21 protein-coding genes are annotated in these 25,346 nt (G+C 60.0%); 13 read left to right on the top strand and 8 right to left on the bottom strand.

The features are described 5' to 3' along the window. Positions 1–4: 4 nt before the first annotated feature. Genes csgE through ASC74_RS30150 form a run of 3 tightly spaced genes read left to right on the top strand, consistent with a single transcriptional unit; the run spans position 5 to position 1,711 of the window. The gene (gene csgE, locus ASC74_RS30140) at positions 5–397 is read left to right on the top strand and encodes a curli production assembly/transport protein CsgE (protein ID WP_056746585.1); all 393 of its coding nucleotides are present in this window, start codon (positions 5–7) and stop codon (positions 395–397) included. Then, entirely contained in the window at positions 394–813 is a 420-nt protein-coding gene (locus ASC74_RS30145) for a curli assembly protein CsgF (protein ID WP_056746587.1), read from the top strand. Before csgE ends, ASC74_RS30145 begins: the two co-directional genes overlap by 4 nt. Before the next feature lie 31 nt (positions 814–844). Next, on the top strand, positions 845–1,711 hold the full coding sequence (locus ASC74_RS30150; protein WP_056746588.1) for a CsgG/HfaB family protein: 867 nt from the start codon (positions 845–847) through the stop codon (positions 1,709–1,711). Positions 1,712–2,346: 635 nt separating this feature from the next. Here ASC74_RS30150 and ASC74_RS30155 read toward each other — a convergent pair. Genes ASC74_RS30155 through ASC74_RS30165 form a run of 3 tightly spaced genes read right to left on the bottom strand, consistent with a single transcriptional unit; the run spans position 2,347 to position 4,055 of the window. Beyond that, a complete protein-coding gene (locus ASC74_RS30155; RefSeq protein ID WP_056746590.1) occupies positions 2,347–2,730 on the bottom strand; it encodes a hypothetical protein in 384 nt (127 codons plus the stop codon). Next, complete coding sequence (locus ASC74_RS30160) at positions 2,730–3,680, bottom strand: hypothetical protein (protein ID WP_056746592.1); 951 nt, start codon at positions 3,678–3,680, stop codon at positions 2,730–2,732. The genes ASC74_RS30155 and ASC74_RS30160 overlap by 1 nt, the downstream gene beginning before the upstream one ends. Positions 3,681–3,740: 60 nt before the next feature. Then, on the bottom strand, positions 3,741–4,055 hold the full coding sequence (locus tag ASC74_RS30165) for a hypothetical protein (RefSeq protein ID WP_056746594.1): 315 nt from the start codon (positions 4,053–4,055) through the stop codon (positions 3,741–3,743). Between the two features lie 720 nt (positions 4,056–4,775). Here ASC74_RS30165 and ASC74_RS30170 point away from each other — a divergent pair. Next, complete coding sequence (locus ASC74_RS30170; RefSeq protein WP_056746601.1) at positions 4,776–5,132, top strand: DUF6124 family protein; 357 nt, start codon at positions 4,776–4,778, stop codon at positions 5,130–5,132. A 183-nt stretch (positions 5,133–5,315) separates the two neighbouring features. On the opposite strand, the gene ASC74_RS30175 is transcribed toward ASC74_RS30170, so the two are convergent. The 4 genes from ASC74_RS30175 to ASC74_RS30190 are packed head-to-tail and all read right to left on the bottom strand — an operon-like array spanning position 5,316 to position 10,870. Then, positions 5,316–6,695 (bottom strand): curlin, encoded by a 1,380-nt coding sequence (locus ASC74_RS30175; RefSeq protein ID WP_056746604.1) that lies wholly within the window; start codon positions 6,693–6,695, stop codon positions 5,316–5,318. 27 nt (positions 6,696–6,722) lie between these two features. Next, entirely contained in the window at positions 6,723–7,184 is a 462-nt protein-coding gene (locus ASC74_RS30180; RefSeq protein WP_056746605.1) for a curlin, read from the bottom strand. 60 nt (positions 7,185–7,244) lie between these two features. Beyond that, positions 7,245–9,488 (bottom strand): Ig-like domain-containing protein, encoded by a 2,244-nt coding sequence (locus ASC74_RS30185; RefSeq protein ID WP_056746607.1) that lies wholly within the window; start codon positions 9,486–9,488, stop codon positions 7,245–7,247. 35 nt (positions 9,489–9,523) lie between these two features. Further along, positions 9,524–10,870, bottom strand: coding sequence for a hypothetical protein (locus ASC74_RS30190; protein ID WP_056746609.1), 1,347 nt, complete (start codon positions 10,868–10,870; stop codon positions 9,524–9,526). 282 nt (positions 10,871–11,152) lie between these two features. On the opposite strand from ASC74_RS30190, the gene ASC74_RS30195 reads away from it, so the two are divergent. The 5 genes from ASC74_RS30195 (at position 11,153) to ASC74_RS30215 (ending at position 19,636) form a co-directional block, all read left to right on the top strand. After that, a complete protein-coding gene (locus ASC74_RS30195; protein ID WP_056746611.1) occupies positions 11,153–12,601 on the top strand; it encodes a sensor histidine kinase in 1,449 nt (482 codons plus the stop codon). Between the two features lie 191 nt (positions 12,602–12,792). Beyond that, positions 12,793–15,600, top strand: coding sequence for a multicopper oxidase domain-containing protein (locus ASC74_RS30200; RefSeq protein WP_056746612.1), 2,808 nt, complete (start codon positions 12,793–12,795; stop codon positions 15,598–15,600). 17 nt (positions 15,601–15,617) lie between these two features. After that, positions 15,618–16,640, top strand: coding sequence for an SCO family protein (locus ASC74_RS30205; RefSeq protein WP_442965810.1), 1,023 nt, complete (start codon positions 15,618–15,620; stop codon positions 16,638–16,640). Positions 16,641–16,743: 103 nt separating this feature from the next. Then, the gene (locus tag ASC74_RS30210; protein WP_056746617.1) at positions 16,744–18,237 is read left to right on the top strand and encodes an ATP-binding protein; all 1,494 of its coding nucleotides are present in this window, start codon (positions 16,744–16,746) and stop codon (positions 18,235–18,237) included. Continuing rightward, complete coding sequence (locus ASC74_RS30215) at positions 18,206–19,636, top strand: sigma-54-dependent transcriptional regulator (RefSeq protein ID WP_056746619.1); 1,431 nt, start codon at positions 18,206–18,208, stop codon at positions 19,634–19,636. The genes ASC74_RS30210 and ASC74_RS30215 overlap by 32 nt, the downstream gene beginning before the upstream one ends. A 3-nt stretch (positions 19,637–19,639) precedes the next feature. On the opposite strand, the gene ASC74_RS30220 is transcribed toward ASC74_RS30215, so the two are convergent. After that, a complete protein-coding gene (locus ASC74_RS30220) occupies positions 19,640–20,026 on the bottom strand; it encodes a hypothetical protein (RefSeq protein ID WP_056746620.1) in 387 nt (128 codons plus the stop codon). A 179-nt stretch (positions 20,027–20,205) separates the two neighbouring features. On the opposite strand from ASC74_RS30220, the gene ASC74_RS30225 reads away from it, so the two are divergent. From ASC74_RS30225 to ASC74_RS30240, 4 genes are all read left to right on the top strand, one after another. Then, complete coding sequence (locus ASC74_RS30225; RefSeq protein WP_056746622.1) at positions 20,206–21,012, top strand: class I SAM-dependent methyltransferase; 807 nt, start codon at positions 20,206–20,208, stop codon at positions 21,010–21,012. A gap of 77 nt (positions 21,013–21,089) precedes the next feature. Then, positions 21,090–21,758: an ABC transporter ATP-binding protein gene (locus tag ASC74_RS30230; protein WP_046049637.1), complete on the top strand. Its 669-nt coding sequence runs from the start codon at positions 21,090–21,092 to the stop codon at positions 21,756–21,758. 1 nt (position 21,759) lies between these two features. Next, positions 21,760–24,231, top strand: coding sequence for an ABC transporter permease (locus ASC74_RS30235; RefSeq protein ID WP_056746624.1), 2,472 nt, complete (start codon positions 21,760–21,762; stop codon positions 24,229–24,231). Then, entirely contained in the window at positions 24,221–25,285 is a 1,065-nt protein-coding gene (locus tag ASC74_RS30240) for a lipocalin-like domain-containing protein (protein ID WP_056746626.1), read from the top strand. Before ASC74_RS30235 ends, ASC74_RS30240 begins: the two co-directional genes overlap by 11 nt. The last annotated feature ends 61 nt before the right edge of the window (positions 25,286–25,346 follow it).

Genomic DNA, 25,346 nt, shown 5'->3' on the forward strand with positions numbered 1-25,346 from the left:
TGCCATGAACAGACACTGGCTACCGACCCTGGTCCTGATGCTGATGACGTCCTTCGTGTCGGCTGCCGAAGAAGACGAAATGCTGGGTTTTATCGTCGACGACACGATCTCGCACATCGGCCACGACTTTTACTACTCGTTCAGTGAACGCCTGCGCGCCACCAGCCCGATGGACTTCAACCTGGTGGTGCGCGAACGACCTTCGGCACGCTGGGGCAGCCTGGTGACCGTGGAGTATCAGCAACGATTGGTTTACCGGCGCTTCCTGCCGCCGAACACCGTGGAGTTGAAGGACGAGGCCTATGCGGCTGCCGATCTGGTCCGCGTGCAGATCGTCCAGCGCAAGCTGGAAACCTTGTTGCAAGACACCACCGACCTTGAGAGGGACGAACTATGAACACTGGAACTTTCTCGAAACGCACGGGCATGTGGTTATTGGGGCTGGGCAGCTGTGGGCTGGTCCAGGCCACGGAGTTGGTCTACACGCCGATCAACCCGTCGTTTGGCGGCAACCCGTTGAACGGGACCTGGTTGCTCAACAACGCCCAGGCGCAGAACGATTACGACGACCCTGACTTGAAGAACCGTACCAGCGCGGCCGGCACGTCGGCCCTGGAGCGCTTCACCAGTCAGCTGCAATCACGGTTGCTGGGGCAGTTGATGGACAACATCTCCGCGGGCAATGCCGGGAGCCTGACCACCGACGCTTTTGTTGTGAACGTCATCGACGACTCCGGTGCACTGACTATTGAAGTGACCGACCGAGCGACCGGTGAAGTTTCCGAAATCCAGGTGAATGGCCTGGCCCCTTGACGGGGATATGGATCGATGGGGAGTCAAGGACATGAAAAAAATAATAGCGCTAGGGCTGATGTTGGCGGCATTGCAAGGGTGCAGTTTGCGCGAGCCGATGGGGGCCGAGCAGGACACCGAATCACCGACCCTGACACCTCGGGCGTCGACCTATTACGATTTGCTGAACATGCCACGGCCCAAGGGCCGGTTGATGGCGGTGGTGTATGGTTTCCGGGATCAGACCGGGCAGTACAAACCGACCCCGGCCAGTTCGTTTTCCACCAGCGTGACCCAGGGCGCGGCAAGCATGTTGATGGATGCGTTGCAGGCCAGTGGCTGGTTTGTGGTGCTGGAACGTGAGGGGCTGCAGAACCTGTTGACCGAGCGCAAGATCATTCGCGCCTCGCAGAAAAAGCCGAATACGCCGGTGAATATCCAGGGTGAGTTGCCACCGTTGCAGGCGGCCAATTTGATGCTTGAGGGCGGGATTATTGCCTATGACACCAACGTGCGCAGCGGTGGGGAAGGGGCGCGGTATTTGGGGATCGATATCTCCCGGGAGTATCGGGTGGATCAGGTGTCGGTGAACCTTCGTGCTGTCGATGTGCGCAGTGGGCAGGTGTTGGCCAATGTGATGACCAGCAAGACGATTTACTCTGTCGGGCGCAGTGCCGGGGTGTTCAAGTTTATCGAGTTCAAGAAGTTGCTGGAGGCTGAGGTCGGGTACACCACGAATGAGCCGGCGCAGTTGTGTGTGTTGTCGGCGATCGAGGCGGCTGTGGGGCATTTGCTGGCGCAGGGGATTGAGCGGCGGTTGTGGCAGGTGGCGGGGGATAATTCTTCGCCTGACAACAATGCGACACTTGACCGCTATTTGACTCAGAACAAGGTTGTGCCTGAGGGAGAGGAAGAGTGAACCGAGGCGGCCTTCGGGCCGACCAGTCTCCCCCAGATGTACCCAGTCCAACTGTGGGAGCGAGCCTGCTCGCGAAGGCGGACTGATAGCCGACCTGTTTCTATCAGGTGTACATATCCATTTCTGCGGTAACGGCCACTTACGGTTTCGCTCTTACAGCGAGTCACTTTTTCAAACGACAAAAAGTAACCAAAAGTCTTCGCCCCGAGCGTCCGGCCCCTCGCCTAGGCTCGGCGTTCCTTCGTTCCGGCATTCATCTGGGGGCATCGCCTCCGGTCGGCTTCGCTTCGACCTCCTCTCGATGTGTTCGACTTCGTCGAACGGCGCTGCGCGCCTCCCCCCAGATGAATCGGCCTGTTGAGTGGTGAGAAGCGAAAGGCGTGCCCACCCCTTCAAGTCTAAACATACAAGCGAGCTTGCTCGCGATGGCGGCCTGACAGTCGACCTGTTTCTTACAGATGTACTCGGTTCAACTGTGGGAGCTGGCTTGCCTGCGATGGCGGCCTGATAGCCGACCAATCTCACACAGGGTGTACGCCCAGTAGCCCAGTGGCCAAAGCGCTACCAAACCGAAGAATGAACAGGCAGTAAATCTCAGGGACTCGTATTGGGTCGTAGAATTAGCTGCTGGTTCTTCATTTGAGCAGGCCGGTGTATTTTCCATATAACCAAAGAACCACCACCGCCCCTGTAACGAAATAGGCAATATGAAATGGATACGCTGCCCAGCGCTTAAGCCTTTTAGGCAACCGTTTCACTTCTTCAACGGATAAGGGTTCCTGGCGCTGAATTTTTTTAGACGAGATTAAAGCGCTGATTGCGGCCAGACGAAAAATTCTTCCATGATGCCCCGTGCCCCACGTGAGGCGGTTGATGCCTATGGAATCCAGTTGTTTGAAATGCTTTTCCAGCGCTTCGAGTTTTGTGTGAGCAGCATAAAAAATGATAGCTACGTCGAAAAGGCTCAGCAGGATAAGCGCTCCCCAGACCCAGGCGAGTGTTGTTCTAGTGAGTTCCATTATTCAGAATGCTCATAGAGTTCTTGCCCAATCAGTTCGCTGCCGTCGGTCATCAGCGTTCCGGTTCCGGTGGCGCCTACCGCGCCGGCAACGAGTACACAAACGAGTTTTCCGAGTCCTTTTACTTTTGCACACACAGCGGTGCCTATTTTCGAGCCTGCTGCACCCCCGGCGACAGCTCCAGCTGTACCGCCCACCATTTTTGCGCCCTCAACAAATTTCATTTGCTTGCATTCATCCTCGCGACCAGTCGTGCATACCTCATGAATTTTTAAACTGGATGCGCCTAACTGCAGACCAATCCCGACATAACCACCGGCTTTCATATATTTTGCCGCTCGTGAGACACCCTCAATGTTCGTTGCGTACCCAGGCAACTGTGTTGGTGCCCCAGCCTTGTCCCAACGATGAATCGTTCTGCGAGTTGATAACCCCAAGGCTCGCTTGAGTTTCGGGTGATCCGCAATGCCGGTGCCTTTGCGTACGAGTGACCCAAGGCTGGCATCAAGCTTCGCCATAAGTCGTTTACGCTTGGAAAAAAACTCTGGCGAATGCAGATTGCGGTACTGGCGATATTGTTGCTGATGCAGCTCCTCCAGTTCTTTGAGGGCATTTTTCAAGCCCTCCAGATGCTGCCCAATCATGAACGACGCCACACCCAACGATCCCGCCGACACCTCCAGAAACGGCTCAATCACCTCATGGTGCTCAACCATGAACGACGCCTCTTCATCACTCAGATCCTTGAGCGCGTCATTGACCTTCTCGGCAGCGATCATCATCTGCGCCTCTTCACGCCGGCACATGTAATGCCGTGAGTCGCTCAAAATCACCATTTGCCCCGGTTTCACGTGTTCACCCAGATGGCGATTGAGCGAACGAAATTCGCGACGTAGCGCATCGCTTGGCGAGCTCTCGTACAGTGAGCGTTCCAGGGACTCAAGGCTCATGGGCCGTTCAACAATGTGAAAACCCGACTCCGACGGTTTGGGCTGCGTGAAGGCGTGATCTTAGACCAGATGTTGCGCTGGTGGTGGCTCGGGCTTGGTCTTGAAACCGTTCCATGAAGCGCCACCGTTATCTGGATTGGCGCGAGGCGTGACCATTACCCAATCACCGTTGCTCACGGCGTTGATCAGTTTTTGCTGGTGGACGGCCTGCATGTAGTTGGAACGGTTGGCGCCCACGGCATTCAGCAGGTCGTCGAAGCCTTGTAAGTCGTATGGGTAGTTCAGGGCCTGACGAAGAGCATCGGCAGCTTGATGGCTGTCGAGTACTTGGCCGCTCTGGCCGGCGAGTTGGTGTTGGGGGATGAGTTTGGTCACGCTTGTCGCCCGGTCCTTGGAAACGGGGCACTTTGGCGATAGGGCTCAAGGGTGGATGCCGGGGGATTCGGTTTGGCTTGTAGGGAAAGTCCGAATTTTTTGCGGTGTTTGGGGGAGGGCGGTTTGTCAGCGGGTTACTGGCTGAATGACAGGGCCCATCGCGGGCAAGCCACGCTCCCACAGTTGATCCGCGTCGTGCACAAAACACGCGAGACGGCCTGACAGCCGAGCAGTTGTTCCCGGAAGTACTCAATCCCCTCTGGGAGCGAGCTTGCTCGCGATGAAAATGGGTCAGCTGACATCAATGTTGAATGACACACCGCAATCGCGAGCAGGCTCGCTCCCACAAGGAATGTGTTCTGATTCGAGGGGCGTGTTTAATGGTGTTTAGAGTTACTTCCTGAAAGCTACAGATCCTTGCGCCGTTGCCTACGACTACGCCAGAATCCGCCGGCTTGTGCGCTTTGTACCTGGTCTCTATCGTTCCTGGGCCGCCGAGTTCAGCGGCCGGGTTTAGCGACCCGGACTATCCAAAGTGCATCAGTGCCCCAGACTTTCTTGCAGACTTTTGATGTCTGCAATTACGTTATGGTGGCTGTATGCGGGAGATCTTCGGGTCTGCCGGGTGCCTTTGACCGGTTCGCTAACCTGCATACAGTCGCCACCCTTACTTGTTTAGCGACAGGTTCTGGTGGCGCTATTTTCCAAAGGAGCTTCACCATGTTCAAACCCACACCCAATCCCCCAGAAACCGACACCGTTTCCCCCTACGCGTCACCCGATTCAAAAAAACTCCACGAATCCGCCGACCGCGCCCTCGACCATTACCTCAATCCCCACAAAGACACGCCCGAACGCAAGGTCAGGACGATGTTCGTCATCGCCCCGGACATCGACACCGAAAGCCTGTTGGCCCACGCCTGTGAATCGTTGGCTTCCGCCAGTGTCATGGCCAGTGATTTCGCGGTGTTTGTGGAGGGGCCACAGCGCAGCATGTTATTGGGCATCCAGCAGGTCATCATGCTGGCCGACCTAGCGGTAAATCGGGCGCTGGATAACATCGATCCGCAGGCGTAAGCCGCACAATCGATCGTTCCCACGCTCCGCGTGGGAATGCATCCCGTGACGCTCTGCGTCACATTCAGAAGCGGAACGCAGAGCGTCCCTGGCGGCATTCCCACGCAGAGCGTGGGAACGATCAACCGGGACAGACAAAAAAACCGCGATCCTCCACGGACCGCGGTTTTTTACGCACTGCGATTATTGCTGCAGCACAGTCGCCTTGTTGTCAGCACCCAGCTGCTGCACGGTCGCAGTCTGGGTCATGCCACTCTGAGTGACGCTGGCAATGTTGCCGGTGCCGCCCTGAGTGACGTAGGCCACGTTCATGCTGCCGGACTGGTCGAAGTTGGTGGTGTTGCCGATGCCGGTGCTGCTGCCCTGGGCCAGGTTGGTGGTGCCGCGCTGGTCGGCGATGAGGATGTTGTCGCTGCCATTCTGGTCGAAGTACAGCTCGTTGTAGTTTTCGGCCTGTTTGACCGTGGTTTTGTTGCCGTAGCCTGTCTGATTGGTGGTCATCACGTGGCCGATGCCGTCCTGTTTGAAACTGGCGGTGTTGTTGGTGCCGTTCTGGTTGACGGTTGCACGTTGGTTGCTGCCGAACTGGCCACCCTTTTCCGGGCCTTTCCAGTCGCTGGCGTAGACCTTGTTACCGCTACCCACGGAGGTGGCGTTCAGCACATGGCTTTCGCCCTTCTGGTAGGTGAAGTGCACGTTGTTGGTGCCTTGTTGGTACAGCGCCAGGGTCGAGCCGACGGATTCGAACTGGTCGGCGTAGATCGCGTTGAGGTCGCCGACTTGCAGCACCTGGGCGACGTTGTTTTCGCCGAAGCTCTGGTCGACCACGGTTTCGTTGGTTTTCCCGTACTGGTTGACGGTGGCCTCGCTGGCGGTTTGCCCGCCTTGCCAGACTTCGGCGCCGTTGAAGTCGCCGAACTGGTTGATGGTCACAGTGCCGCCGTTGCCATCGCGTTGGTCGCCATAGGCGTAGTTGCCTTCGCCCGCCTGGTTGAGATTGATCTGGCCACCCATGTGGGCGATCTGTTCGGCGGTGGCGTAGTTGGCGGTGCCGTACTGGATGATCACTGCGTTGTTGGCAGTGCCCAGTTGGATCTGTTCGATGTTGGCCTCGTTGCTGTCACCAAACTGGAAGGTCTGACCTTGGGTGCCTTCCTGAGTGTCCTGATAAATGAACGAGAAGTTACCGGTGCCGTGCTGTTGTTGCAGCGCTTCGTTGCCGCCCACGCCTATCGACTGGCTGGCGTGGCTGGTGTTGGAACTGCCGACCTGTTGCTGGGTGATGGTGCTGCCGTTTTCGAACAGTTGCTCGGCGTAACCGGCGTTGTAGTCGCCGAGTTGATCCTGGGTGATGGTGCCGGTGGCGTTGTCTTGCACCGCGGCGGCATCGTTGCCCTGGCCGAGTTGTTGTTGGGTGGCGGTACTGTACGGGGCCGCGGTCTGTTTCACGTCGGCGATGTTGGCGGTACCGACCTGGTCCTGGGTGGAAACGCTGTCGTCGGCCATCGCCTGGGCACTGACTAGGACCAGGATGGTGGCGGTGAGGGGCGTCAGTTTGAACATGATGAAACCTCCATGTGGTGCAGTGCTTTAGCGGTATTGTTTGACCGAAACGCTCATGCCGTTTCCGGACTGGGTCACGGCGCTTGAAAGCCCCGTGCCGGCCTGGTCGATGCTGGCGTCGTTGTTGTTGCCGTTCTGGGAAATTTGCGCGCGGTTGTGACTGCCGTTTTGTGTGATTGAGGCGGCGTTGCCACTGCCTTGCTGGGTGATCATTGCCATCAGGTCGCTGCCTTGTTGCAGGATGTAGGCTTCCTGATGACTGCCCGACTGGACGATGGTGCCGAGCAGCGACTGACCGTTCTGTTGCAGCAGCGCCACGTTGGCCTGGCCGTTCTGGTCGATCAGCGCGTGCTGGCCAACCGGTGGCGGTAACTCTCCCAGATCGCCACCGGGACCCAAGTCATCGTTTTCCATCAAGTCATCGGCGCGCGCGCCCGCACTGCTGCAAAGCAGAAGCAGGCAGAGCAGGGCGGCGGTCGAGGTTTTCATGGCTGCGTCCTTTGGGAAGAGGCCGGCCCCACCCACCGAATCGGCGGGTGGGGCGAGGGCTCAGTTGGAGATCACCGAGACTGTGCGCACGGTGCCTTGGGACGAGGTGATGGTGGCTGTCGGGTTCGCCGATGGAATCACCGCGGTGGTGTTGTTCACCGTCAGCCTCCAGCGACCGGTTGCCGGTACCGTGGTGGTGCCCAGGGTTGCCAGCCCGGTCGGGGTGGAGACCTTGATGGTGATGGTGTTACCGGTGGTCACCGATGAGGTGCCTGCAAAGTCCCAGGTGAAGCGGTTGTTGGAGCGAGCCGACACCGTAGCCGTGGTCACCGTGAAGGTTTCCGCCGCAGGCCTTGGCGAGACTTGCACGGTGACCGTGGCCGGTGTCGACAGGGCGCCGAAGCTGTCCCGGGCGATGTAGGTGAAGGTCGTGGTGAAGGCCGTCGTGACCGTGGCCGGTGGGGTGTAGGTGATCACTGTGCCGTTACTGCTGACGGTGCCGCGACCTGCCGGTGGTTGGGTGAAGCTGGCGACTGCCAACGGCACGTTGCCTTCCGGATCGGTGTCGTTGGCCAACACGTTGATCGGTATCGCCACGCCCAGGGTCGCGACGGCGTCGGCGACTGCCACCGGTGGCCGGTTAGGCGCCACGGTGATGGTCACGGTCGCTGGGGTAGTCGAAGCCAGGCCTTTGATGTCTTGAGCCTTGTAGGTGAAAGTCGTTGTTAACGGCACAGTGACCACGGCGGGCGGGGTGTAGACCACCGCAGTCGTGCCGCTCAACGCCACGGTGCCTTGGCCTGCGGCCGGTTGGGTCAGCGCGGTGATGCTCAGCGGCGTGTTGCCGTCCGGGTCTCTGTCGTTGGCCAGCAGGTTGAGGGTGATGGGCACGCCGAAGCTGGTGCTGCCGGTGTCGGCCACGGACAGTGGCGCCTGGTTCTCACCGGCATCCGGTGCAGAACCCACCACGACGACAGGCTCGGTGTCACTGCCACCGGCGGCGGATTTGACCGTCACAGTGGCGGGTGGCTGGGACAGATCGGCGACGGTGATTTTTTGCAGGGTGCCGGTTTTCGACAGACGTCCGTAACCCTGCGCGACCATGTCTGGCACCGCCACTTCGTCAGTGGACGTGGCCTCGATCAGCAGGCTGTGATTGCTCCAGTTGTAGCGAGCAGTCTGGATTTTCACCAGGTCAACGAGCTTGCTCGAGACCGCCGTAGGGCGGGTGGTGCCGGCCGGGTTGGTGGCGGTGAGCACCACGACCGGAGGCACGGGGCCGCTGAGCAGGCGTTGGCCGAAGTACAACCCGGTGCCGTCACCCACCATATTGGTCAGGCATGGCGTAGGCGGTGGGCCTGGCACAAGGGCGAGGGTTTCGCGGAAGCACAATGTAGAGCTGTTGTCCGCTTTGCCAAAAATTTCGACCCGGGTGCTGGTACCGGTGCCCGAGGCGATGCGACGGTAGGTTGCACGGCTAAGGTCGACATGGGTTTGCGCACGATTGTCGAGGACTTTGCCGGCCAATGTGAACAGGTTGCTTTGGATCGTCCCGGCCGGGCCCTGGATGCGCACAAAGTTGGTGTTGTTGGGGCTGCCGGTGACTTGTTCGGTGAGGTTCGGGTCGCCGACGAAGGTTTCGATTGCGCCGGTGTCCGGGTTCACTTCGGTGTAGGGGCCGTTGACGCTGCGCAGGAATGGCCCGATAGCACCGCTCAATGCCCCGTTGAAAACTCCCGGCGCACCGACGCCGATGTCTCTGGTGATGTTGATTGCACGACGACCGGGGGTGGTGACTTTGACCGTTTCCACGCCATAAGGGTGAGTGATGGTGTAGGTCCCGGCGACGGGCACGTTTATCCGCATACGAATCCGCGCAAAGCTGATTTGATCGCCATCGAGCGGATTTCCGCCGGCAAAAGCGGCTTCTATCCCGGCCACGTAGGCGTCCATTCCATAACCAGCGGCGTTGTTGGGAATGTTGGTCTCGGCGAGGAACCAGAAGGCTTCGTCTGGCCAGTTATCCGGGAACACCATCGGCAGGGTGTCGTCGAAAATGCCCGGTGCCGGCAGCAGGGTACACATGTAGGCCGGTGGCGTGGCAGCCGGCACCCGCGAGCTGGCGGCCCGGGACTGGCACAGTTCCATCGACAGCAGATTGTTGTCCTGGTACCACATCGGGAATTTCCCGGTGGCAAAGGTATAAGGACCAGGGTCGACAGCAGCGAGTTGCGCGAATGCACTGCCGGACAGCGATAGAGTCAGTCCCAGTGCGTTGAGCGCCAGGCGTGGCCAATTGTTCATGATGCCTCCTGATGAGGATCTGGGCATGTGAGCGTTCATTGCACGATGACCACTTCTTCGGTGTCGGTGCCGCCATTGGATGACGTCACTCGAACCTTGGCCGGTGGTATCGGCGAGATGCCGGTGGCCAGGGATTTCACTGCGCCATCCCCACTGAGGGCGCCAATGGCGACACCTGTGCCAGAGGTGGCAGTGAGCACCGGTGGCGAAGTTTCGTCGCTGGTCGAGGCCACGACCGTTATTTGCCCGGTGCTGAGGCTGTATTCGGCACGTGAAATCACCACCAGGTCCGTCAGGGGCATGGGTAAGGTGGTCGGCGTGCTGCTAGCGATGGCCAGGTGGTTGTCGGCGGTCACTTGCAAAGTGCTTGGCAAGCTCGGGTTGGTCGAAGACTGCGCATACCAGTTGCCGGTGGTGTTGGCCTCGGTAAGGTTCAACACCGGGTTGTTGCTATCCAGCGTCACTTTGGCCGGTGGCGGCGGGGCCAGGACGAACACGTCTTGCTGGGCCACTGGAGCGCTGGCGCCGGGTTTACGCGAGTAGGTGCTGCGCTGGGTGATCATTGGCGTCGGCCGTGCCATTGTCGCCAACTTGCCGGAGATGGCCATCACCGCAGTGCGCAAATCCAGCCCGTTGGGTCCTTCAATGCGGATGTAGTTGGTATTGAAAGGGCTGCCGGTGAAGGCCTCCTCCAGGTTCGGGTCGCCGACGAATTGCTCGGCTGATCCGGTGACCGGATTGGTCTCGGTATAGGGGCCATTGACGCTGCGCAGGAACGGCCCGACATCGCCCTTCAGGGCACCGTCGTAGGTTTTCGGCACGCCGATGCCGATGTCCCGGGTCATGTTGATCGCCCGCCGCCCGGGGGTGTCGACGTTGAAGACATCGACGCCGTAGGGGTGGGTAATGACGTAGGTGCCCGCGGTCGGTACATCGACACGTATGCGGATGCGGGCGAAGCTGATCTGGTCACCTTCGATTGGGTCGCCACCGCTGAAGGCCGCTTCAACGGCGCTGACATAGGTCAGGTCGATGCCTCGGGCTGCGTCGACGATGGTGCCGTCGCCGGTGAACCAGAATGCCTCATCAGGGAAGTTGCTCGGGAAGACGAGCGGTTGCGTGTCGTCGAAGATCCCGGGGGCCGGCAGCAAGTTGCACATGTACGTCGGTGCGCCCGGTGCGCTGGGCACTCGCGAGCTGACGGCCTTGGACAGGCAAAGCTCGAGGGTTCGACCGTGAGTGTCCTGATACCAGGCGGCGAACGAGCCGTTGGCTGGCACGTAGGGGCCGGGGTCGACGGCAAACAACGCCGCCTGGGCGACGCCTTGGGCCAGTGCGCTAACGACCAGGGCGGCCGCGGTTTTGGACAGTAAAGGGTGCATGAGTTAAGCCCTCTATATCGGAATGCCTGCCCCATGGAGACGGGCCAGTTGAGAGGGGGTCGGCAACTTCCATACCAACCGGCGAAAACGGCCGGCAGAGGCCCGAGTCACGGGCGTGTCACTCACAAACGACATCGGAGCGCGGTTTTTGGGCGCGGGCCACTGTCCCCAGGATTGGGGGTAAATGGGGATAAGGAAGAAGTGGGGGGACGAGACCCAACGTCGGGCAAACAGCCGTTAGTGGGCTATAACCCTATAGGGGGAATCGTCGGGAACACGTCCATGGACATGCCTACTCAAACACTCCAGGCCGAGGGAGGTGATATTCGCCTGAGCTCGCGCAAGCAGCCGTTCAATCTACTGCGCTGGTTTTCGCTCATCAGCCTGGCGGTGATTGGCACGGTGGCGGTGGCGTTGGGGGCGGTGTCCACCCGGTTCGTGATTGCCGAAAGCGTGCAACGCGATGCGTTGTTGACGTCCCAGTTCATTCAGGCAATTGCCTTGGTCGAGGTACGCCACGGATCGATTCCCAGCGGGCGGACCATGGGCGAGCTGCTCGACCCGCGTAAAGACAAGGGCTTTTCCGACGTCGACCCGCTGGCCCGCGCGATTGTCCGGGGCGAATTTCTCGACCATATCGAACACTTGCCGGACGTGATTCTGGCCAACATCTATGCCCCCGACCGCAGGGTGATCTGGTCGACCAACCCGGCGTTAATGGGCACCACGATCCACGCCGACGAAGACCTGGAGCAAGCCTTTGCTTCCAGAATTCCTGTGTCGGCCAGTTATCACGATGTGGACAAGAGCCGCTTGGAACAGAAGTTCGTGACGCCTCCGGAATACATCTTCATCGAGAACTACATTCCGTTGTTCGATGCCAACGGCGACAAAGTCACGGCGATGGTCGAGATCTACAAGGAGCCCAAGGACCTGATCAGCCGCATGGAGCGCGGCCTGGTGTTGATCTGGCTGGCCACTGCACTGGGCGGCGGGCTGATTTACCTGGGGCTGTACTGGATCGTGCGCCGGGCGGCCATTTTGCTGGCGGCGCAACAAAAGCAACTGATCACCAACGAAACCTTTGTCGTCCTGGGCGAGATGTCGTCGGCGGTCGCCCACAGTTTGCGTAATCCGCTGGCGACCATCCGTTCAAGCGCCGAACTGGCGCTGGAATTTGACAGCGGCCCGGCCCACAAGAACATCAACGACATCATCGGCCAAGTGGATCGCATGACGAAGTGGGTGAGGGAGCTGCTGCAATCCTTGCGTCCGCTCAACGATGACGCCGAGCCTGTCAATCTGGTGGCGGCGCTGCATGACAGCCTGATGGCCTTCGAGCATCAAATCACCAAAGCCTCGGTCCACGTGGTGTTCGACCCGAAGCTGACGCCCATGGTCCTGAGTCAGCAGGTGCAGTTGACGCAGATCCTCAACAGTTTGCTGGCCAATGCACTGGAAGCCATGGACAAGCGCGGCACGTTAACCATCACATTGGAGCCGACCGATTCCCGTGGCCTCAGCGTGGTGGTGAGCGACACCGGCAAAGGCATGAACGAAGAACAGCGCAGCATGGCCTTTCGGCCGTTTTTCACCACCAAACAAGGTGGGCTGGGTGTCGGGCTGGTGCTGGTCAAGCGGATCATGGAGCGGTTTGGCGGTGCGGTGACCATGGAAAGCCGTGAAGGCGAGGGCACGAGTGTCCGTCTGTCGTTCAAATTGGTCCCCTGAAAACGGGTGTGAACTTTCCCCGTTAGCGGGTGTCATTCCCCAGTCGCTTCCCCGGTCATGGCACATTGATGTTGATAAGCCATTGTTTTGATGAGTATTAATACTTTCGTAAAAACGGTTACAACTCTGGCGAGGTCCTTGCAAAACCCCCATTACCCCCTTCATGACTCATGACTTCGAGGCGGCTGGTGATGGACAGAAAAGCGCGGTACCCCTTCAAACGGTTTGGCCTCCTGACGCCTCTGAGCGTTCTTCTGACAATGACGCTGGGCACAACGACTCTGCGCGCCAGCCCCATCGACGACGAGCGACAGCCAGAACCTTCCGACCCCTCGGCTTACTACGATGAACCGGCTGACAAAGCCGCGGCGTTGAACGCCATTTTGACCATGCCCGAGGCCAACAAGGACTCCTTCGATTTACCCGGTGGCGTCAAAGGCAGCCGAGACACCACGCGGGTGGAAAACATTCTGCCGCCGGCGGTGCAAACCAGTTTCAACTACCCCACCAACGGCAAGCCGAGCCCGCTGTATGGCGCTCAGCCGTTCACTCAGCAGTTGGTGCTGTTCGAAGAATTCGGCCCGGAAAAACTCGACCCCACCACACCGGCAGCGCCGTTGGGTTTTCCACCGCCAGCCATCGGCCCGTTGCCACAGCAGGACCCCACCAGTGCGGCCCGCAGTGCGCCGCCGAGTGCGGCACTCGACGCCTTTCTGCGTCAACCGGGGCTGACACCGTTCCCGAGTCTGTACTCCAACGTGATCGACCGTAACCCGTGGCAGAAGCAGATCGAATTTTTCCTCAACCGCCGTATCGGCTCCTCGGCCGAAGGCCGTCCGCCAGGAAAAGGCTGGTCGCACCAGCGCTGGAACGAGTTTTACCCGCAGGCCGCCTACAAGACCGTGCAAACCGGCGCACGGTTGAATACCGGTTTGCGTGACAGTCGCCAGATGCACCGCTATGCCGTGGGCGAGTTTGGCCCGGGCGGCCTCTATCACAACGTGGCTGGCGTACCGGCGACCGATGGCACCGCCAAGGGCGTCGATGCGCGTTTTCACCCGAAAATGCCGGTGCAGAACCACAACTCGGTCTGGACCTTCGACGGCACCTTCCCGCCCAAGTTGCTCATGGTGCGTTACGGGCAACCCACGTTGATGCGTCATTACAACGGCTTGCCGATCGACCCGTCGGCGAACATGGGGTTCGGTTTGCACACCATCACCACCCACGAACACAACGGCCACACACCGGCGGAAAGCGACGGTTATGCCAATGCGTTTTTCTTCCCCGGGCAATTTTACGACTATCGCTGGCCGATCCAGTTGGCCGGCTACGACAGCATCAACACCAAGGCTGAAGACCCGCGTGCAGCCTTTCCGTGCTCGCCGGGCGAAACCCTGTGGACCAACGACCTCATCCCCAGCCGCAAGACCTGCAACAACGGCACGATCAAGATCCGCGGCGACTGGCGCGAAACCATGAGCACCCACTGGTTCCACGACCACATGCTCGATTTCACCGCGCAGAACGTCTACAAGGGCAACGCGGCAATGATGAACTACTACAGCGCCCTGGACCGCGGCAATGAATCGGTGAATGACGGCGTCAACCTGCGTTTCCCCAGTGGCAGCGCCTTGCCTTGGGGTAACCGCGACTACGATGTCAACCTGCTGTTTGCCGACAAGGCGTGGGACAAGAACGGTCAACTGTGGTTCAACCCGTTCAACACCGACGGCTTCCTCGGGGATCAGGTGCTGGTCAACTGGCAGTGGAAACCGATCCTGGATGTGCGCGCCCGCAGCTATCGGTTCCGCATGCTCAATGGCTCAGTGTCGCGCTTCTTCAAACTGGCGCTCGTGCGCGAGATCAAGGGCACCAGCGGGGAGTTCCAAGGGCCTGCCGGGTCGGGAGTGTCGTATGCCCGCGTGCCGTTCCACATGATTGCCAACGACGGCAACATCATGGAACACAGCGTGCCGTTCGACGGCAGCATGGACCTGGATGCCGACGGCGATAAACAGAATCACAACGCGATCCTGCCAACCCTGGGCATCGCCGAACGTTTCGACATCATCGTCAACTTCTCGAAATACGGGATCAAACCGGGCGACAAGCTGTTCTTCGTCAACCTGCTGGTGCACGAAGACGGCAAGGGCCCGGAAGAACCCGTCTCCCTGGCTGACGTGCTGTCCGAGAAATACAAGGCGATTATCAAGCAAACCAGCAAGGGGCCGAAGTGGGAGGACGGTGATCCGGTGGTAGGCAAGGTGTTGCAACTCAACGTCAAGGCGTACACCGGCCAGGACCTGGCCATGGACCCGGGCGCTTATGAACCGGCCAAACCGGGCAAGGCTGAAGGCCTGGTGATGATCCCGTTGAAGATCCATCGCGACAACGTCGCCGACAAGGCGCTGTTGGCCAAAGCCCGCCACCGCACCTTCACCTTCGGTCGTTCCGACGGCACCGATGAAGCACCGTGGACGGTCAAGACCGATGGCGGGTTCGGCTTCCACATGGACCCACGTCGCTTGAACACCTCGACCCAACTGGCCAGTGGCCCCACCGATGCCGGTGCCACCGGTTTCGGCACCCTGGAAGTGTGGAACATCAAGCTCGGCGGCCAGGGCTGGAGCCACCCGGTGCATGTGCACTTCGAGGAGGGGATCATCCTCAGTCGCGGCGGCAAGGCGCCACCGGAATGGGAAAAATGGGCACGCAAAGACGTGTACCGCATCGGCTCGGAAAAGGATGGCCTGGACAGCGTCGAGATGGCGATCAGCTTCCGCGAATTCGCCGGGACGTACATGGAGCACTGTCACAACACTCAGCATGAGGACAACTCCATGCTGCTGCGCTGGGACATTGAAAAACCCGGGCAATTCCAGCTGATGCCGACACCGCTGCCGAGTTGGGATGGTGTGCGCTACGTGAACTCCGCCGCGCTGCCAACCTTCCGCACTGGCGACGGCTACGGCCCCCAAGTGGTGGTCAAACCATGAGCCGCGAGGGAGCCGACATGAAACTGCATACGCCGCGCTCCCGCGCCTTGGGCATGCACCTGGTGTTGATGCTGGTCACCTGCCTGCTGGCCAGTCGGGTGCTGGTGGCTCATGAAGCGGCTCCGTCGGTGTCAGCGTCACCGACGGAGTCGGCGACACCCTGGGGGGGCGATTACTTCCCCAACACCTTGCTGACCGATCAGAACGGTCGGCAGGTGCGTTTCTTTGATGACTTGATCAAGGACAAAGTGGTGGTGATCAATTTCATCTTCACGTCATGCAGCGACTCTTGCCCGCTGGAAACCGCGCGCCTGCGTCAGGTGCAGAAGTTGCTGGGGGACCGGGTCGGCCAGGACATTTTTTTCTACTCCATCAGCATTGATCCCTTGAGCGATACACCCGACGTGCTCAAGGCCTACGCACAACGCTTCAAGGTCGGACCGGGCTGGAAGTTTCTCACCGGGGAATTTGCCGATGTCACCGATCTGCGAAAAAAACTCGGGCTGTTTATCGAAGGCGTCGACAACGGTCGCAGCAAGGACCACAACCTGAGCCTGATCGTGGGTAACCAGGCCACGGGTCGCTGGATGAAAGCTTCACCTTTCGAAAATCCGTGGATTCTGGCCGATCAGTTGGCCAACACGCTGCACAACTGGAAACAGCCCAGCGTTGAAGAAAACTACGCAGATGCGCCCGAGATTCGTCCGCCGAGCAATGGCGAAGAACTGTTTCGCACCCGCTGCGCGTCGTGCCACAGCCTGGGTCCGATGGACGGGCAGGGCATCGGCATGCGCAGCATCGGCCCGGACCTGATCGGCGTCACTCGCCTGCGTGATCCGGCCTGGCTGAGTCGCTGGATTCGCGAACCGGACCGCATGCTGGCGGAAAAAGACCCGATCGCGATGGAGCTGTTTGAGCGTTTCGAAAAAATACCCATGCCCAACCTGCGCCTGGATGAGAACGCGGCGCAGTCCATCGTGGGTTTTTTGCAGGAAGAAACCGATCGTCAGCAGCCGCTACAGGCGGCGCAAACGCAATAGCGGCTTAATCCTGTCATTGGGGCCGTCAGTTTCGATCAATGCCACCTACACTGATCCGAACCGCGGCTGAAAAGGCTTGATGCAAGGCATCCGGGAAGGTCCTATGCAGATACCAGGACAACAAAAAATACCTGCGTCGGCTATGTCGGCAGCAGAAAGCAAGGGCTGGCGAGGACAGTTCAATTTGCTGCGCTGGTTTTCCCTGGGCAGCTTTTTCATCATCGCCGCCGTGGCGCTGGGGTTGGGCTACGTGTCCACTCGTTTTGTCGTCGATGAGAGCATCGAGCGTGATTCCTTGCTGACTGCGCAGTTCATTCAGGCCATTGGTGATGCGGAAGTTCGCCATGCCGGCATCACCCTGCAAAGAACCATGGGTGAAATGCTCGATCCGCGCGATGACATCGCCTATCCCGACGTAGATCCGGCGGCGCGTGCCGCTGCCCGCATAGAGTTTCTCGATCATGTCGAACACCTGCCGGACACGCTGTTGGCGGTGGTGTACGCCCTGGATCGCACCGTGGTCTGGTCGACCAATGCGCAAATGATTGGCATGCGCGTCGAAGGTGATGAGGAACTGGACGAGTCCTTCGAAATGAAGGAACCCGTGTCCACCAGCTACCACGAAATCGATGAGGAACGTCCCGAGCAGCAACTGCTGCGCGAGCCTGAGTTTCTGTTCATCGAGAACTACATCCCGATGTTCAATGCCGACAAGAGCAAAGTGATCGCCATGGTGGAGATCTACAAGGAACCCGCGGACCTGGTGGAGCGTATCCAGCGCGGTTTCAAGTCGATCTGGCTGGCAACCCTGCTCGGCGGCCTGGCCATCTACCTCGGACTGTTCTGGATTGTGCGGCATGCGTCCATGCTGCTGCAGAGCCAGCAGAAACAACTGATCAGCAACGAGACCTTCGTCGCGCTGGGGGAAATGTCCTCGGCGGTGGCCCACAGCTTGCGCAATCCATTGGCCAACATTCGTTCCAGCGCCGAACTGGCTCAGGAAATCGCCAGTCAGAATGCGCAGAAGAACATCGGCGACATCATCAGCCAGGTCGACCGCATGTCGCGCTGGGTTCGGGAGTTGCTGGTGTCATTGCGACCCATAAACGACGACTACGAAACGGTAGACCTGGTGCTGGTCATCGACGACACGTTGAGTGCATTTGACGCGCTGATTAAACGCTCCGGCATCGACGTGCGTTTCACCCCTCAGAGTTGTCCGCCGGTCATCAGCCAACAGGTGCTGCTCACGCAAATCCTGAATAGCCTGTTTGCCAATGCCCTGGAAGCCATGCCCAAGGGCGGCGTGCTGAGTATCGATATTGAAACGCCGCAGCCCGGACTCGTGCACATGACCCTGAGCGATACCGGCAAGGGCATGACCACACAGCAACAACAAATGGCCTTCAAGCCGTTTTTCACCACCAAACAAGGAGGGTTGGGCGTGGGCCTGGCCCTGGTCAAAAGAATAATGGAGCGTTTTGAAGGCTCGGTCGAATTGACCAGCCGAGAGCAGGAAGGAACCCGCGTCTGTCTCAATTTTAAAGTGGCAACGGGAGGGGTATATGGAGCACAGCATTCTGCTGGTCGAGGATGATGAACTCCTCGCCGAGAATATTCAGACCTACCTGGAGCGCAAGGACTTCGAGGTGACGGTCTGCCACTCGGCTGAGGACGCGCTGGACCAATTGGGCACTTTCGTCCCGGACGTGGTGCTGACCGATAACTCGCTGCCGGGCATGAGCGGTCACGACCTGATCCAGAAGCTGCGCATCAGCGCGCCGGATCTGAAAGTGATCATGATGACCGGCTACGGCAACGTCGAAGACGCCGTGGTGGCGATGAAAGAGGGCGCTTTCCATTACGTCACCAAACCGGTGGCGCTGCCGGAGCTCAAGCTGCTGCTGGACAAGGCCCTGGCCACCGACCGAATGGAACGCACACTGTCGTTCTATCAGGAACGCGAAGCGCAGAGGTCAGGGGTGCAGGCATTGATCGGCGAATCGGCACCGATGCAGTACCTGAAAAGCACCATTGGCCAGTTAATCGACGCCGAGCGGCGCATGGCCAATACCGATCTGCCTCCGGTGTTGGTGGAAGGCGAGACCGGCACCGGCAAGGAACTGGTGGCCCGTGCGTTGCACTTCGACGGCCCGCGCAGCAAAGGTCCGTTCATTGAATTCAACTGCGCCTCGATTCCTTCCAACCTGGTGGAGTCAGAGCTGTTCGGTCACGAGAAGGGCGCCTTCACCGACGCCAAGGACCGCCGCGTCGGGCTGGTGGAAGCAGCCGATGGCGGGACGCTGTTTCTCGATGAAGTTGGCGAGATGGACTTGTTGCTGCAAGCCAAACTGCTGAAGCTGCTGGAGGATCGGACGATCCGCCGGGTCGGCTCGGTGAAGGAGCGCAAGGTCGATTTGCGGGTGATCAGCGCCACCAACTGCAACCTCGAACAAATGGTCCAGCAGGGCAAGTTCCGCCGCGATCTGTTCTTCCGTTTGCGGATCATCTCGATCAAGGTGCCGCGCCTGTATGCCCGTGGCGCAGACATCCTGCTGCTGGCTCGACACTTCCTGGCGATCCACGGCAAACGCTATGGCAAACCGAACCTGTATTTCAGCGATCAGGCTGAAGAATTGCTGCTCAGCTACAGTTGGCCGGGCAACGTGCGCGAGTTGCGCAACATGCTTGAGCAAACCGTGTTGCTGGCCCAGAGCGACACCATCGCCGCCCATCAATTGAACGTGTGCCTGAGCCTGGTGGATGAGCCGCTGGTGTTCCAGCAAGAGCCGCAACACTACGAGCCGCGTCCGGTCTACAACGGCACCGAGTCCATGAACCTGCCGGAAGTGGAGCGCGACATGGTGCGCAAGATGCTCGACAAGACCGACTGGAACGTCACCAAGTCCGCACGACTGCTGGGCCTGAGCCGCGACATGCTGCGCTACCGAATCGAGAAGCTCGGCCTCGCGCGCCCGGAAAAACGCCAGTGGTAGGCCTTATTGCATCAATGGCCCCTGACGGCTGAGACACTCGAGCAGGCACGTGGGGTCGACGACTTCTTCGTTCACGTAGACACCGCGTTGCTGATCGTAGGAGCGGATGAACACTCGAACCGTGGCATCCGCTACCGTCGGCAATCTTGAGTCGTAGAACTCATGCTGGCTCGAAATGGGGATGAAGTCCTGAGGCGCTGTCGGGATGTACGAGCCGGGCGGCACCGTGCTCATTGACGGTGGCACGGGGTGAGCGAAGGGTTGGTCGGCCCCGTAATAGTTGAACTCACTGCTGTAATCGGTAGTGGGTGTCAGGCTGTCGTCCGCGTGAGCACCGGTTGTGGTGATCAGGCAGAGGGCGAGCAGTAGCCTCGGATCGGTTGTTTTCATGGCAGCACCTGCGAAATCGGTTTTTCCCGCATTTCCCCAAGGTCATTAACTATAGCTCCCGTACGAGCGCGCGTTCGCGATGCCCGGATTACAAGATTTGAACAAAGACGCAATGGGGTTTTTCAAAGCGCTGATCTAGACTCGTGCCGGTCAATCAAGACCCCCGTCTGGAGCGCGCAATGGAAATGCCGACAAAAGAAAAAGCCATCGCCAGCAACCGCGATGCCTGGAATGACTCCGCCCGACACCACAAAGACACCCCCGAATGGCAGGCCCGTTTGACGGCTGTGGGTGACAGGGATTTTTGCTGCATGGACGACACCCTCCGAGGTTTGCTGGAACAAGTGGGTGTCGACGGCAAAGACGTGGTGCAACTGGGCTGCAACAACGGCCGCGAAAGCCTTTCGTTGTTTGCGCTGGGTGCCCGCAGCGTCGTAGGCGTCGACCAGTCCGAGGCTTTCCTCGATCAGGCGCGGGAACTGGCGTCACGCTCGCACCATACACCTGAGTTCATCGAGGCAGACATCCATCACTTGCCGACTGAACTTCATGGCCGTTTCGACGTGGCCCTGATCACCATCGGCGTGTTGAACTGGATGCCGGACATTGGCGAATTCTTCCGCCACGTCGCGCAAACCCTGAAGCCCGGTGGCAGCCTGGTGGTGTACGAAACCCATCCCTTCCTCGAAATGTTCGACCCCGAGTCCGCCGATCCGTATCGGCCGGACAGCTCGTACTTTCGCAGCGAACCTTTCGTGCAGGACCAACCGATCGTCTACGAAGGCAAAGTCGACCTACAGGCGGCTTCGTCCTACTGGTTCGTCCACACCCTCGGCGCCATTTTCACCGGCGCCATCGACGCCGGATTGCAGATCAGCCACTTCAAGGAGTACCCGCATTCCAACCGCGAGGAACTCTATGATCGGTATGAGCAGCAAACGGCGCAGTTGCCGTTGTGTTTTACGTGGGTGGCGGTGAAGCGATAGGTTCCAGGATCGGGACCTATTCGCGGTGCTGCTGCCGTCCGCTATCCTTGCTCCACGCACATCGAACGGTTTTTCCCATGCTTTCGGTCCAAGGCGTCTTCAAAAGTTACGCCACTCCCCAGGGCCCACTGCCGGTTCTGCAAGGTGTCGACCTCACCTTGAAACCCGGCAGCAGCCTGGCGTTGATGGGTGAGTCGGGCAGTGGCAAGAGCACCTTGCTGCACCTGATTGCCGGACTGGACAAGGTCGATCGCGGCAGCATCCGCAGCGGCGAACATCGGCTGGAGCAGATGAGCGAAGGGCAACTGGCGAACTGGCGGCGGACTGAAATCGGCCTGGTGTTTCAGCAGTTCAACCTGATCGGCAGTCTGCGTGTGGAGGACAACCTGGCGTTTCAGGCACGACTGGCGGGGCGCCATGATCCGCGCTGGCAGGCGCATCTGGTGCAACGTCTGGGCTTGGGTGATTTGCTGCAGCGTTATCCGGAACAGCTGTCCGGCGGCCAGCAGCAACGGGTTGCGCTGGGCCGTGCCTTGGCATCGCAGCCGAAATTGCTGCTGGCCGACGAACCGACCGGCAGCCTCGATGAAGCCACCAGCGATGAGGTCTTGAAGTTGTTGTTGGAGTTGCTCGACGACAGTCCCACCACGTTGTTGATGGTCACCCACAGCCCACGGGTTGCCGCGCGGCTGGCCGAAAAAGTGGTGCTCCACGGTGGTCGTCTGGCTGGCGCGGACGAGCGCTGAGGTGCGGGTCTTTCGCGAGACGCTGCGGGCGCTGCTCAGTCATTGGCGGCAGCATCCGGTGCAGTTTTTCAGTGTGCTGACCGGGCTCTGGCTCGCCACCAGCCTGCTGACCGGTGTGCAGGCGCTGAACAGCCAGGCGCGTGAAAGCTATGCCCGGGCCAGTCAGTTGATCGGCGGCGAACCCCAGGCCAGCCTCAGTGCGCCCAGTGGTGCGACCTTCTCCCAACACGTGTTTGTCGACCTGCGCCGTGCGGGTTGGCCGGTGTCGCCGGTCCTGCAAGGTCGGGTGACGCTCAAGGGGCATGACGACCAGCGCTTGCAGCTGATGGGGATCGAGCCGGTGTCGCTGCCAGCCGGTTCCTCAGTGGCCGGGCAGGCGTTGGCGATTGAGCAGGTCGTCGAGTTTTTCAGTCCGCCGGGCAGTACCTGGATTGCGCCGCAGACGTTGCAGGCTCTGGGTCTGCCCGAAGGCGAACGCCCGCTGACTTCGAGTGGTCAGGCATTACCACCGCTGCATGCCCAACCCGATATGGCCCCCGGTGTGTTGTTGGTCGACATCGGCTTCGCCCAGCAGATTCTCGGCCTGCCGGATCAGCTGTCGCGCCTGCTGCTGCCGAAGGATTTCACCGCGACCCTGCCTGAGCAATTCAAAGGGCAACTGCAGCTCAAGACCCGTGGCGAAGAGAACAATTTGTCGCGCCTGACCGAAAGCTTTCACCTGAACCTCGATGCCCTGGGTTTTCTGTCATTCGTGGTCGGCCTGTTCATCGTCCACGCCGCGATCGGCCTGGCGCTGGAACAACGCCGTGGCGTGCTCAGAACCCTGCGCGCCTGCGGTGTCAGTGCACGGATGCTGATTGCCTGTCTGGCGGTTGAACTGGGTGGTCTGGCGTTGATCGGCGGATTGGTCGGCGTCGCCAGCGGCTACCTGCTGGCCAGCGTGCTGTTGCCGGACGTCGCCGCCAGCCTGCGCGGGTTGTACGGCGCCGAAGTGGCGGGGCAGTTGAGTCTCAGTCCGTGGTGGTGGCTCAGCGGCGTCGGCCTGAGCCTGTTGGGCGCGTTGTTGGCGGGTGCCAACAGTTTGTTGCGGGCCGCACGCCTGCCTTTGCTGGCCCTGGCCGACCCGCAAGCCTGGCATCAGGCTCACGCGCGCTGGTTGCGGCGCCAGGGTTGGGTTGCCGTGATTGCCGCGGTGATCGCAGTGCTGGCGTTGATCTTTGGCGACAGCCTGAGCAGTGGCTTCGTATTGATGGCGGCACTGTTGATCGGCGCTGCGCTGGCGTTGCCGGTGGTGCTCAACTGGGTGTTGAATCGGGTGCTGCATCGCAGTCGTTCGGTGCTCGGCCAATGGTTTCTCGCCGACTGCCGTCAGCAACTGCCGGCGTTGAGTCTGGCGTTGATGGCGCTGTTGTTGGCACTGGCGGCGAACATTGGAGCGGGCAGCATGACGGCGGGTTTTCGTCAGACCTTCAGCGATTGGCTCGAACAACGCCTGACCGCCGAACTGTACGTCAACCCGCGAAATCCGGCCCAGGCCAGAGAGCTGCAAACCTGGCTCAAGCAGCAACCTGGGCTCACGGCGGTGCTGCCCAACTGGCAAGTGTCGATCCAGTTGCAAGGCTGGCCGGCGGACGTCTTCGGCGTGATCGATCACCCGACGTATCGCCAGCATTGGCCGCTGCTGGAAGCCTTGGGCGACAACCCTTGGGAACGACTGGCCAAGGACGACGCACTGATGCTCAGCGAGCAACTGGCCCGTCGGCTGAAGGTGCGCCTTGGCGATCACCTGACGATTCCCACACCGAACGGCGCCTGGTCGCCACGGATCGTCGGCATCTACGCCGACTACGGCAATCCCAAGGGCCACATTCTGGTCAACGTCAACCATCTGCTGCGCGGCTGGCCACAGCTGACACCGAGCCGTTTCAACCTGCGCATCGACCCGACGTTGATCCCTGATTTCCTGACAGCGCTGCAAACACGCTTCACGCTGGAGGACAGCCGCATCGTCGACCAGGCCCGGCTCAAGGGTTGGTCCACGCAAGTGTTCGAACGCACCTTTGCCGCGACCGCCGCGCTCAACAGCCTGACCCTCTGTGTGGCGGGCGTGGCGCTGTTCATCAGTCTGTTGACCCAAAGTCAGAGCCGCCTCGGGCAACTCGCCCCCCTGTGGGCGCTCGGCGTGACTCGCCGGCAATTGATGCTGCTCAATCTCGGGCAGACCTGGTTGCTGGCGGTGCTGACCCTGGTGCTGGCGTTGCCGTTGGGGATCGCGCTGGCGTGGTGCCTGGACACGGTGATCAACGTCCAGGCCTTCGGCTGGCGCTTGCCGCTGCGGGTGTTTCCGATGCAGCTGTTGCAGTTGATGGGGTTGGCGCTGTTGGCGACTTTACTGGCGTCAGCGTGGCCGCTGTACTCGCTGTACCGCACGCAACCAGCGGATCTGCTGAGGACGTTTGCTCATGAAGATTAAGGTTGGCGTGTTGCTATTGGCGTTATTGAGCGGGTGCGATAACTCGGCGCCTGTTGAGAAAGGCTTCGCGGGGCTGGGTCATCAGGCCGCCGCGTTTACGCCGGTGGTGCCCGGTCGGGTGTTCAGCTTTCCGGCGGATCACGGTCCTCATGACGGTTTTCGCATTGAATGGTGGTACGTCACCGCCAACCTCAAGGACGATCAGGGGCGCGAGTTCGGCGCGCAGTGGACGTTGTTTCGCAGCGCCTTGAAAGCGACGCCCGAAGTGGCTGGCTGGGGTAATCAAATTATCTGGCTTGGCCACGCGGCCGTGACATCGGCGACAGTGCATCACGCCGCCGAGCGTTACGCCCGTGGGGGCGTTGGTCAGGCTGGCGTGAGTCTCGCGCCGTTCAACGCGTGGATCGATGATTGGCGTTTCAGCAGTCAGGGCTCCGACCCTATGGCGGAGCTTCAACTCAGCGCCCGGGACAAGGATTTTGGCTATCAACTGCGGCTGACCTCCACACGTCCTTTGGTGCTTCAGGGCGACAAAGGCTTCAGTCAGAAATCCGAACAAGGGCAGGCGTCGTATTACTACAGTCAGCCGTTTTTTCAGGCCAACGGCACGCTGGAAATCGATGGCAAAACGTATCAAGTCAGCGGCCCGGCCTGGCTCGACCGGGAATGGAGCAGCCAACCCCTGACCGCCAACCAAACAGGTTGGGACTGGTTTTCCCTGCACCTGGACAGCGGCGAACAAGTGATGCTCTACCGCATGCGGCAAAAGGACGGCGCACCTTACCTCACCGGCACCTGGATCGACGCTGACGGCCAGACGCAGTTGCTGCACGCCGCCGACATCAGCCTCACACCGCAAGACACTGCCAACGTTGCTGGACGTTCGATGCCGGTGCGCTGGTCGATCAAAATCCCCGACAAACACCTCGACATCACGATCAGCGCGCTCAACCCCAAAGCGTGGATGGCTTTGCGTATTCCCTATTGGGAAGGACCGGTGCAATTGAGCGGCAGCCACGGTGGGCAGGGTTATCTGGAAATGACCGGGTATTAAGGCACCCCTGTAGGAGCTGGCGAAGCCTGCGATCTTTTGACGTTGATCCTGATCTCCCCGA

This window comes from Pseudomonas sp. Root329, from assembly GCF_001424925.1.
Taxonomy (GTDB): domain Bacteria; phylum Pseudomonadota; class Gammaproteobacteria; order Pseudomonadales; family Pseudomonadaceae; genus Aquipseudomonas; species Aquipseudomonas arabinosi.